The sequence below is a fragment of the Mycobacterium sp. genome (assembly GCF_050701675.1).
Lineage (GTDB): Bacteria > Actinomycetota > Actinomycetes > Mycobacteriales > Mycobacteriaceae > Mycobacterium.
Genome location: NZ_JBOGDD010000857.1, coordinates 1 through 10,802 on the forward strand (window position 1 = coordinate 1; position 10,802 = coordinate 10,802).

The following is a 10,802-nucleotide window of genomic DNA, read 5'->3' on the forward strand; positions in this document are numbered from 1 at the left end:
CAGCCAGTGCTCCCGCGGCGTGCTCGCGGCGGGCAGTGGCCAACGACCCGGGTCATCCCCGAAGGCCACGTCGACGAATGTGTTCATCCGCGGCGACGCTATCAACGGTCCGTAGGGAACGGACCGCGGGAACCGGATACCGCCGGACCCAGGACTTTCACGAGGCCGACTCAACTTCGGTTAACAGTTCATGGTCGCCGTGTTACGACGGTGTCAACAGCCGCCTGGCGCCTCCCGCTCGTCGGCGAGTCACCGCCGCACACGAGCAGCGTAAACGGGAATCGAGATCGAACTGTTGGAGATTCGTAATCACCCATCTCGTTTCGTGCGCGTCGCAATGATGAACGTGATGTAAATTCTCCGGCTGCCGTTATGTGGTTGAGCACACGCTCGGGCTATTGACCGAAGTTCGCAAGCCCTTCTACTTTGTGTGCACGAGTAGTCATCGGCGACACGTGCTCGGATCGGTTCCACGACGTCACCCTTTCGTTCATTCGCGAAAGAGACGCGTAGAGAGGGGTTTTCCCAATGCCACAGCCGCAGCAGTTGCCAGGGCCCAACGCCGACATCTGGGATTGGCAGATGTCAGGCCTTTGCCGGGGTGTCGATTCCTCGATGTTCTTCCATCCAGATGGTGAGCGGGGACGTGCCCGCGCTCAGCGTGAGATGCGCGCCAAGGAGATGTGCAGGAGTTGCCCGGTCGTTGCTCAGTGCCGCTCCCACGCCCTCGCGGTCGGAGAGCCCTACGGCATCTGGGGTGGCCTCAGCGAGGCTGAGCGTGAGCTTCTGCTCAAGCGGGGCATCCGCCGCACCGCGTAACCACACAGGTCACGTCAGACGCCTGGAATCGCACTCGGAGAAGAGGCTCATCCCATTCGGGATGGGCCTCCTCGTCGGCGCATGGCTACCGCCCGTGATCGAGCCCTACGGCATCCGGGGCGGACTGTCGGGATAGGAGAGAAAGTCCGTACTCGAGCGTGGCAGCGGGCGCACCTCGTCGGCGCGCGTGCGCGTGGGCCTGGCGAGTCGTGTGCTGCGGATGCGGCGGCGAGCCTGGAGTCGGCGTCTCCGAACCTTCGACGAGCTCCATTCGCCCAAGGTCACGCCTGCCGCGAGCGCGCTGCCGATCGCCATCGCGCCCAATACCGATGCGAACCCGACGGCGTGCTGATCGTTGAGAATCGCGTAGATACCGTGCAGAAGTGCCAGGCCCGGTAGCAGGGGCACGATGCCCGCGATCGACACCACCAGTGGCGGCGCCAGATTGCGGCGTTCCATCAGCCTGCCGACCAAGCCGATCGGCACCGCCGCGGCGAACGACGCCACGACGACGCCCAAACCCAAACCCTGGGTCAGGAGAAACGCGAGGGTGCCTGCCGCACCACCGAAGGCCGCCGCCACCGCTGCGGTTCGCTCGGCGTAGCAGGCAAGGGCATAGACCGCCGCGCTCGCCGCGCCGAATGCGACACGCGCAGGTAGCTCTGCCAGCGCGGGTGGTGCTTCCGCGCTGATGGCCACGAATGGCGCGCCGAAGCGGCTGGCGAGGTGCAGTACCAACCCCACCCCGGCGATCGTCGCAGCAGTCATCATGACCAGCTCGAAGAAGCGGGCCGCGGCCGTGACCGGGGCGCCGGTGATGACGTCTCCGACCGAGCCCACCAGCGAAAGTCCGGCAAGGAGCACGACGAGGCCGGCGGCGATGGCCACCGTCGGTTCGAATTGCAGCCCCAGCTTGGGGCCGAGCCAATACAGCACCAGCGGGGGCGCGGTGGCGATCGCACCGCCCACCGCATATTGGAAGAAGAACGGGAGGCCATGCCGGTTGAGTCGTCGATTGACCCGGTCGATGGTCATGGCGCTCAGGGCGCTGACCAAGCAGGCCAGCAGACCGGCGCCCAGGGTTCCCGCCGTGGCGAAGGCCAGCGCACCCCAGGCAAGGGTGGCGACCCAGCGCTTGTATGGATGCGGCGCGGTGATGATGGCGTCGAGCTCGTCGCGAGCGTTCGACGGGGCCACCTCGCCCGCGCGGATGCGACCGATCAGACGGTCGACGGCCGCGAGTCGGCTGAAGTCCATCGACCGGGATTGCACGATGTGCAGCGTGCTGGCCGCGGGCAACGTGGGGCCACGGTAGGCGGCGACGTGGATCGTCGTGTTGATGACGTCGACTTCGCAGCGCTCGATACCGTACGCAGCGGCGATGGCCGTCACCTGGTCCATGGTGGCGGTCGCCGGCATCCCGGACGCCATCAGGATGGCGCCGATGCCCCCCGCCAGATCGAGCACCTCGCCCACCCGCGCGCTGTAGGCGTCGTCGAGCTCTTCGCTCCTCGACATCGTCATCCGCGGCAGGCTGTCGGTCGGTGGCTCGGTTTCCCGAACGATTCGGTTCAAGATCTCGCGATGACGTGTCCGCCATGGCTGGCCCGCGCGATCACGGGTCAACTCCACAACACTGCCCTCCTGTCAAGGGACGAACTCGGACAACGCAACGGGCCAGCGTCGGCACTCGTTCCGTTGTCCACCAAAGGTTTTGGTTCTTCTCGCTCGATTCCTCACGGCGACGGTCTTGCGCAATCGGTGCCGTTTTCCGTCAATGACGCGGTCATGAGCAAAACTCATTTTACTCATGGCAACTTCACGCGTCAGCCGTCTCGCTAGTGAGAATCAGCACACCGCGCGGCCGCGTCGGACACCGGGGTGCCATCAGGGGCGAGGAGCCTCGTCCCACCAGGTCTGAAACGGTGCGAACCGAGTGCAACCACACCGATCGCCGGTTTCCCGCTCGGTCACGGCGCATCGGCGATACGGGTGGAAACAGTCGTCGTGGCCACACTCGACGCAACCCGTGGGCACACCCCAGGGTCCGTGGCCGTCGCCAGGTATCGGGGGCAGTGCTCCACCCCGCGGCATTAGCAGCCCCCCATGGACAACTTGGCCCCCCAATTGTCGCCTCCGAAGATAACCGGGACGCCGCGAAAACGAAAGCAGGCAGGTCGCTACTCGAACGGGCCAGCCCAGGAATCGTCCTTCCGATCCGCCCGTGAAAGTTCAGCGTCCATCGGTAGCCACCGGATGCCCAAGCTAACCGTCGAGCGGATTGGCCCTGATGCGGCCGGCAGCATCGTTGGCCACCGATGCGGCAGCTGCGCTGCCCGGCTTGCGGACCGCCTGGTCCTCGAAGCACGCCAAGAATTCGCTACCGAAGTCCAGCCTGGGATAGCGCGCGAGCAGCTCCATCCTTGCCGCCGCTGGGAACTCCTCCGGCCGTCGTGCGACGACGTCCCAGCCGGTAGCGACCTGCAGGATGTGCGACTCGGGGTCAACGGTCGACGAGACGTCGTCGCGCATGTGCAGCACGATGATCTCCATCGCCCTGGCCGCCCGATCAACCGGCCACCCGGCCGCCACCCCGAACACCCACGCCAGGTGGCCGCCCGCCTCCTCGAAGGGCACTCGGTGACTGTCGAAGGCGTCGGTGAGAGCGATGTCGTGAAGGATCGCCGAGACGTACAGGAGCTCGTCGTCGAAGACGATGCCGTGCGCTGCCCCGTACATCGCTCCCCACGAGTACGAACGGATGCAGTGATTGAGTAGCGCCGGCGAGTAGAAGCGCCCGGCCACTGAAAGTGCGGCGGTCGCCGCCGGCGTCTGCGGAAAGTCTGCCATCGGTCTTCCTTCTTTCCTTCCTTCATGACACAGTCGTTGAAGACCTACTTCTCGGTGACGGAATAGGTTCTGCGGCAATTGTTTCCGTCACTTGCCGGCTCCAAGCGCCGAATCACCGGCGGTCGGCTGCGCATCGGCGATGACGCGGATGATCGGCTTGCCGTGGCCGCGGCGGGTCGGATCGAACGCTGCAGGAGCGTCTTCGAGGGCGTACGTCGTCCCGACGAGTGGACGCAGCCGCCCCTCTCGAAGCCTGAGCTCCAGGGCGGCAAGCCCCACCCGATCGGGTTCGACGACGAAGAAGACGGCCCGTCCGTCGTTGGGCTCGGTTCGCGGTGGTTCGGCGATGCTGACGAGTACACCGCCCGAACGGACCAACGCCGCCGAGCGATCCAGGAGCTGACCGCCCAGCACGTCGAACACCAGGTCCACTTCGCCGACGCTGTCCAGCGGGTCGCGATCCAGATCCACGAAGACCTCCGCGCCCAGATCGAGCACGGTCTGGCGGTGGGCAGTGCGGCCGGTGCCGATCACCCGAGCGCCCGCCTCACGCGCCAGTTGCACCGCAACCGAACCGACACCCCCCGCAGCGCCATGAATCAGGACGGTCTGGTCGGCTTTGAGGTTTCCGTGGGTGAACAGTCCCTGCCACGCCGTTAGGCCTGAGATGGGCAATGCGGCAGCGGCGACGTGGTCCACTCCGGCCGACAGGGTGGTCAGGTTGCGCGCCTCGACGGCGACGAATTCGGCCAGCGTGCCGTTACGGCACCAGTCGGTGATCCCGAAGACTCTCTGGCCGACGGTCAGGCCAGTGGTCCCGTAACCGAGTTCGGCAACCACCCCGGAGACCTCGTGGCCGGGAATGGTGGGCGCCCGATCGCGTCCGGCCCGGTCGGTCCAGGTGCCCGGCCAATCCAGCTCACCAGGGGTGAACCCCGCCGCGTGCACCCGGACGATGACGTCGTTCTCCGCGGCATGGGGGTACGGCACGTCCGCGAGCGCCAACCCTTCGGTGCCGGCAGCGCGGTCCTGCGCGATGATCGCCCGCATGGTCTTCAGTGCGCATTCCGGCGGGCGCTGGGATGCCGCAGCGCGTCGCGAGCGGCGATCTCGGGTGGCTCGAGCATGGTGATCATGTCCACGCCGGGTGCGCAGATGCACACCGCAAGGAAGCGGGTCCAGCCGGTGGCGTCCAAATTCCTCGTCTGATAGTGCACCACGTCGCCACCTGGCTCCCAAAATGCCTCACCCGCAACGATTTCTCTCGGTGCTTCGCCCTCGAGTTCGAAGAGCATTCTGCCCTCCAATACGTAGCCGAACACCGGTCCGGAATGTCGATGTGGGCCCGGTCCGTCGTCCGCCGGAGGAAGCTCGATGAGTTGCGTCATGGCGTGTGCGCCCTGGGGGATCGGGGGCGGGGTGACGCTCGCCAGGTCGGTGACTCTCGTATTGCCAGTGATCAACATGCCTCAACGCTAACGGCGGACCCGTTCCATCCGTGGGCCAGTTGGGCGCGGCGTGTGGGGGCCAGTCGAGCGTGTCATGGCAACGGTCGGATCAGCGCATCCAAGGCCGCCGACCACGCGCTCGGCGCGGGCGCCGCAAAACCGACCACCAAACCCTCACGCCCACTGCCGGTTTCGGGATGGCGATACAGATCGAGACTCTCCACGCCGAGCCGTCGCCACGCCGGGTGACGAGACAGAACGCTCTCGCCGGCACCGAACTCCTCGAGCATCACGTGCAGGCCCGCGGGCATTCCGCTGACGGCGGTCTTCGGTGATGACCGGGCGACCGCGGCGACGAGTTGCTCTCTGCGGTGCAGATATTGGGCACGCATGGTGCGGATGTGCCTGTCGTAGGAACCTGACCCGATGAACTCGGCCATCGCCAACTGCTCGACGAAGCCGGAGGTCTCCTCGGTTTCGCCCTTCTGCCGGACCACCGCCTCGACGAGTCGTCCCGGCAGCACCAGCCAGCCGAGTCGAAGGCCTGGCGCCAGCGACTTGCTCACCGTGCCCAGGTAAGCCACGCGTTCGGGATCGACGCCCTGCAGCGCACCGACGGGGCTGCGGTCGTAACGGAACTCGCCGTCGTAGTCGTCCTCGATGATCACTCCACCGGTTCGTCGCGCCCAGTCGATGACGGCCGCGCGGCGATCGGAGTGCAAGGACACCCCGAGCGGGAACTGGTGCGACGGGGTGAGCAGCACACCGCCCACCTCGGCCATCCCCTCCAGCTCCATGACGTCGGCGCCAAGGGAGTCGACCGCCAGTGGGGGACAACACAACCCAGCTCTGGTGAGCGACGCCCGTTGTGTGGGCAGGCCGAACTCCTCGACGGCCACGGCGGCGACCCCGGCGTCGGCCAAGGCGCCTGCGAGGAGACTCAGCCCTTCAGCGGCTCCGCTGCACACGATGATGTTGCACGGTTGGGTCCGAACCCCGCGCGCCCGAGCGAGATATTGCGCGAGAGCGTGGCGGAGCTCCGGTCGGCCATGCGGGTCGGCGTACCCGAACGCCTCGAACGGTGCCGCGTTCAACGAGCGTGTGACCGCGCGACTCCACTCGGCCCTGGGAAACGACGACAGGTCCGGATGACCAGGCCGCAGGTCGTGGTCCAACCGGTGTGGCGTCTGACGCGTGGGCGGTGCGGCGACGGACCGGACGATCTCGGCCGCACGCTGCGAGACCACGGTGCTCGAGCCTTGATGTGCTGACAACCAGCCCTCGGCGATGAGTTCGGCGTACGCACGCGCGACGGTGTTCCTTGCAACGCCCAGATCGGCGGCCAGCGCCCGGCTCGAGGGCAACCGCGTCCCCGTCACCAATCGCCCCGTCCGAATCGCGTCACGGATGGCGTCCATCACGCTGTCGCGCACCCTGCCGCCGGGGCGCTCCAGGTGTAGGTCCAGTCCCGCGACCGCGCTCGGAGTCGTCGGGGTGGCGCCCGGGCTGCTCCCGAGAGTCGACACTCGCGAACGGGAGACGGCCATGATTCAACCTAGAACACGTCGTCCGGCGGGCTCGTGTGCCAAGGCGCGACGACGAAGCGCGGAGTTGCTCCTGGAGCGATCTGGCGGTTTCCTCGATGCTCTCTCGTAACGCGCTAAGCGGTTCGAGAATGGCCCTGATCGTCGCCATCCAGCGGCTTCGAACGGTGGACCATTGAACCATCGTCTAACGTCGACGTGCTCGTAGCCGCTCGGATCTCGATCTCTGCCCGCTCCTCAGGCGTTTGACAGTCCGGGCAGACCCCGGAAAGGGGCCGGCCCGCACACAGGTGGTAGCTCCAATTGGGCCACTCAGCCCGATCAGACGGCCATGGCCGTCGGCATCGGCAACAGGTTTCGGAGTGCCAGCGGACCAGCGGTTCGATCAGCTCGCGCAGGATGTCAAAGCTATTCGCATTGTCGCTGCTCATAGCCGATTTTAATCCCGGCCTCGGACAATGCCCGGCGTTGTCTCACCCCGCGTGTCGCGCTACTTCTCAATCCCCGAGATGCGGCGTAACGGCTACTCGCTCAAAGGTCGCCGTTCGTCCCATGCCGCTCAGTGAATGAAAGCACCCCCGGCCCAACGGACCGGGGGTGTTTCGTGGGGACTACTTCAGTGCGAGTGACCGTGGTGGCCGTGGCCGCCGTTGTCTTCCTGATCGGCAGGCTTGTCGACGATCGCGGTCTCGGTGGTCAGGATCATCCGAGCCACCGACGCCGCGTTGAGCACCGCTGAGCGGGTCACCTTCACGGGGTCGACGACACCGTCGGCCAGCAGGTCGCCGTACTCCAGCGTTGCGGCGTTGAAGCCCTGCCCTGCGGACAGCTGCGACACCTTGTTCACCACAACAGAGCCGTCGAGCCCGGCGTTGGTGGCGATCCAGTACAGCGGCGAGGGAAGAGCCGACGCGAACACGTCGACGCCCAGCGCCTGGTCACCCTTGAGCGACTCGCGCAGCGACGCGAGAACTGATCCGGCCTGAACGAGGGCGGAGCCACCACCGGTGACGATGCCCTCCTCGATGGCGGCCTTGGCCGCGGAGACCGCGTCCTCCACCGCCTCCTTGCGCTTCTTCAGATCGGTTTCGGTGGCCGCACCGACCTTGATGACCGCAACGCCGCCGGAGAGCTTCGCCAGCCGCTCTTCGAGCTTCTCGCGGTCCCAGTCGGAGTCGGTGGCCTCGATCTCGGCGCGCAGCTGCGACTTGCGACCCTCGATCGCGTCCTTGCTGCCGCCACCGTCGACGATCACGGTGCTGTCCTTGGTGACGACCACGCGCCGGGCGGTGCCCAGCACGTCGAGCCCGACCTCACGCAGCAGGAGCCCGACGTCGGGGTTGACCACCTGGCCACCCGTGACGACCGCGAGATCGTCGAGGAATGCCTTGCGACGGTCCCCGAAGAACGGCGCCTTGACGGCGACGGCCTTCAGCGTCTTGCGAATCGCGTTGACCACCAACGTCGAAAGGGCTTCGCCCTCGACGTCCTCGGCGATGATCAGCAGCGGCTTGCCCGACTCCGCGACCTTCTCCAGCAGCGGCAGCAGGTCCGGCAGCGAACTGATCTTCTCGCGGTTGAGCAGCACCAGCGCGTCCTCGAGGACCGCTTCCTGTGCGTCGAAGTCGGTGATGAAGTAGGCCGAGGTGAAGCCCTTGTCGAAGCCGACGCCCTCGGTGACCTCGAGCTCGGTGTTCAACGTCGAGGACTCCTCGACGGTGACGACGCCGTCGTGGCCGACCTTCGTCATGGCCTCACCGACGAGCTGACCGATCACCTCGTCACGCGACGACACGGTCGCGACCTGCGCGATGCCGTTCTGGTCCGAGATCGGCGTGGCGGCGGCAAGGAGAGCCTCCGACACGGCGTCGGCGGCCTTGGCGATGCCCACACCCAACTCGATGGGATTGGCGCCCGCGGCCACGTTGCGCAGGCCCGCCTTGATGATCGCCTGGGCGAGCACGGTCGCGGTGGTGGTGCCATCGCCTGCGACGTCGTTGGTCTTGGTGGCCACCGACTTCACCAGTTGGGCACCGAGGTTCTCGAACGGATCCTCGAGGTCGATCTCGCGGGCGATGGTGACGCCGTCATTGGTCACGACGGGGCCGCCGAATGCCTTGGCCAGCACGACGTGCCTGCCGCGCGGGCCGAGCGTGACGCGGACCGCGTCGGCGAGCTTGTCGACGCCGGCTTCCATCGCCCGGCGCGCAGTCTCGTTGAACTCAATCTGCTTGCTCATGAATGTTCTCTCTGTCTACGTAGTCGAGACATAACGCATGCCGCCCCGGAAATCACCCGTGTTGACGGGGATCTCCGGGGCGGAACACTGATGCTTACTTGGAGACGACTGCCAGCACGTCGCGTGCCGACAGGATCAGGTACTCCTCATTGTTGTACTTGATCTCGGTGCCGCCGTACTTGCTGTAGATGACGGTGTCGCCCTCGGCGACGTCCAGGGGGATGCGCTTCTCGCCATCCTCGTCCCAGCGGCCGGGGCCAACTGCGACGACGGTGCCTTCCTGCGGCTTCTCCTTGGCGGTGTCGGGGATGACCAGACCGGAAGCGGTCGTAGTCTCGGCCTCATTGGCCTGAACGAGGATCTTGTCCTCGAGTGGCTTGATGTTCACGCTCGCCACGATGGAGCCCTCCACATTTGTTGGGTGCGGTCCGGGCTAGATCCCGGACCTTCACGGATTACCAGCATTACCAGGTGTTCGGCATGCGTCCGTGCCCTCGAACCGTCGTCGCGGGAGCCGGAGCGGGGTTTGGCCGCCTGCCATCTAGCACTCTATACACGCGAGTGCTAGCACTCAAGGGTGGGGTTCTGCGGCCCCGGAATCACCTCCCGCCGCGCACCGCCAGGACGACGAGCCCGTACGCCACGGCGAACCGATGGCCCAGCTCGCCACGCACGTCACCGCGCCCGACGGCGACCTCGTGGCCGAGCCGTTCACTGACCGCACGGACGAGCTCATCGTCACTCGCTCCGCCTCCGACGAGCAGTATTCCGGCTGCATCCGGGGCCGCCTGCTCGATACCCCGCATCACGTTGCCGCCGATGACCAGCCGCTTGGCCGCCAGTCGCCAACTACGCCATTCCGCGCCGGAGAGCCGCGACGTGAATGGCAGCAGACCGCTCGGAGCCGAGGCCAGCAACCACCCCGCGCACCGGCCGTCGATCGGCTTGTCGAGGAACTGCCGCCGGCCGTGTTCGTCCTCGATCAGCTGAACGGTGACGGCGGTGACCGCCTCCGCGCGTTTCGCGTACTCGGCCGCACTCCGGGAGATGTCCAGCGCGACAGCAGTGGCGGTGGTGAGGAGCTGCCCCGCGCCAGGCAGGACGACACGGGAGCCCTCGGCCACGACGTCGACGGTTCCCCCTCCCACGTCCACCACCACGACGTCCGAGGTCACGCCCGGGGTCGTGAGGGCCCCGACGCGAGCCGCGGCCGCCTCCGAGTCGATCCGCATCACCGGAACCCCGATGGCATGACCGAGCGCATCGGCATCCACGGGGTACGAGTCCGCGCCACCCATGGTGGCCATCACCAGACTGTCCACCGCTACCGAGCCGCGTCGCGAATTCGCCTGCGCGGCAATGTCGGCCAGGTGGACCACGTGCGCAAGGCCAACGGGCATCTCGGGTGCGGGCGTCGGGTCCGCGGGTGTCGGGTCGTCGCCGTCAAGGATGACCACCGCACACACGCTGTCGAAGAGCTGGTCGGCAACGGCCCTGGCGTCGACGCGTTCGTCGGCCCCGAGGCCGAAGACGTCGGCAAGCCAGAACGGGTCGGTGAGCCGCTGCAGTGGCGCCATGCCCTGGCGCACCTCGACCGCGATGAGCGTCGCCGACAACAGTCGACGCACGTCGACGTCGTCGACCACCGGAAGGCCGGTCCGCAAGCGGTTGGACACGAGCACGGCCTCGTCGTTGGCGGTCAGCACCGCCACGACCCTCCCGCCGGCATCGACGGCGGCGTTCACCATGCCTGCCACGTCGCGGTATCCCCACTCCCGGGTCGCGCACGCGACGACCGGGCGGTCGGAGCCGGCCTCTGCGAGGCGTTCGACCGGCACTGGGACCCCGACGCCGGCGGCATCGCCCGCGGTGGTCGCCGCCGACCGCGAGGCGATGGTGAGC

General features: G+C 67.0%; 9 protein-coding genes. 1 reads left to right on the forward strand and 8 read right to left on the reverse strand.

The genetic code is table 11. The features are described 5' to 3' along the window. Nucleotides 1-528 precede the first annotated feature (528 nt). Nucleotides 529-819, forward strand: a complete 291-nt coding sequence (locus ACRDUX_RS26350) for a WhiB family transcriptional regulator (RefSeq protein WP_526418057.1) — start codon at nucleotides 529-531, stop codon at nucleotides 817-819. Between the two features lie 105 nt (nucleotides 820-924). Here the strand turns inward: ACRDUX_RS26350 and ACRDUX_RS26355 are convergent, their stop codons facing one another. The 8 genes from ACRDUX_RS26355 to ACRDUX_RS26390 form a co-directional block, all read right to left on the reverse strand. Continuing rightward, a complete protein-coding gene (locus ACRDUX_RS26355; protein ID WP_526418059.1) occupies nucleotides 925-2,343 on the reverse strand; it encodes a threonine/serine exporter family protein in 1,419 nt (472 codons plus the stop codon). A 741-nt stretch (nucleotides 2,344-3,084) separates the two neighbouring features. Beyond that, nucleotides 3,085-3,669, reverse strand: a complete 585-nt coding sequence (locus ACRDUX_RS26360) for an HD domain-containing protein (RefSeq protein ID WP_526418061.1) — start codon at nucleotides 3,667-3,669, stop codon at nucleotides 3,085-3,087. An 87-nt stretch (nucleotides 3,670-3,756) separates the two neighbouring features. Next, the gene (locus tag ACRDUX_RS26365; protein ID WP_526418063.1) at nucleotides 3,757-4,719 is read right to left on the reverse strand and encodes an NADP-dependent oxidoreductase; all 963 of its coding nucleotides are present in this window, start codon (nucleotides 4,717-4,719) and stop codon (nucleotides 3,757-3,759) included. Nucleotides 4,720-4,724: 5 nt separating this feature from the next. Then, on the reverse strand, nucleotides 4,725-5,135 hold the full coding sequence (locus ACRDUX_RS26370; RefSeq protein WP_526418065.1) for a cupin domain-containing protein: 411 nt from the start codon (nucleotides 5,133-5,135) through the stop codon (nucleotides 4,725-4,727). Between the two features lie 74 nt (nucleotides 5,136-5,209). After that, entirely contained in the window at nucleotides 5,210-6,664 is a 1,455-nt protein-coding gene (gene pdxR / locus ACRDUX_RS26375) for a MocR-like pyridoxine biosynthesis transcription factor PdxR (protein ID WP_526418067.1), read from the reverse strand. Between the two features lie 613 nt (nucleotides 6,665-7,277). Further along, nucleotides 7,278-8,900, reverse strand: coding sequence for a chaperonin GroEL (groL, locus tag ACRDUX_RS26380; RefSeq protein WP_526418069.1), 1,623 nt, complete (start codon nucleotides 8,898-8,900; stop codon nucleotides 7,278-7,280). 94 nt (nucleotides 8,901-8,994) lie between these two features. Continuing rightward, nucleotides 8,995-9,297 (reverse strand): co-chaperone GroES, encoded by a 303-nt coding sequence (gene groES / locus ACRDUX_RS26385; protein WP_029116754.1) that lies wholly within the window; start codon nucleotides 9,295-9,297, stop codon nucleotides 8,995-8,997. 202 nt (nucleotides 9,298-9,499) lie between these two features. Next, on the reverse strand, nucleotides 9,500-10,802 hold a 1,303-nt coding region (locus tag ACRDUX_RS26390; RefSeq protein ID WP_526418071.1), incomplete at its 5' end, for a diol dehydratase reactivase ATPase-like domain-containing protein.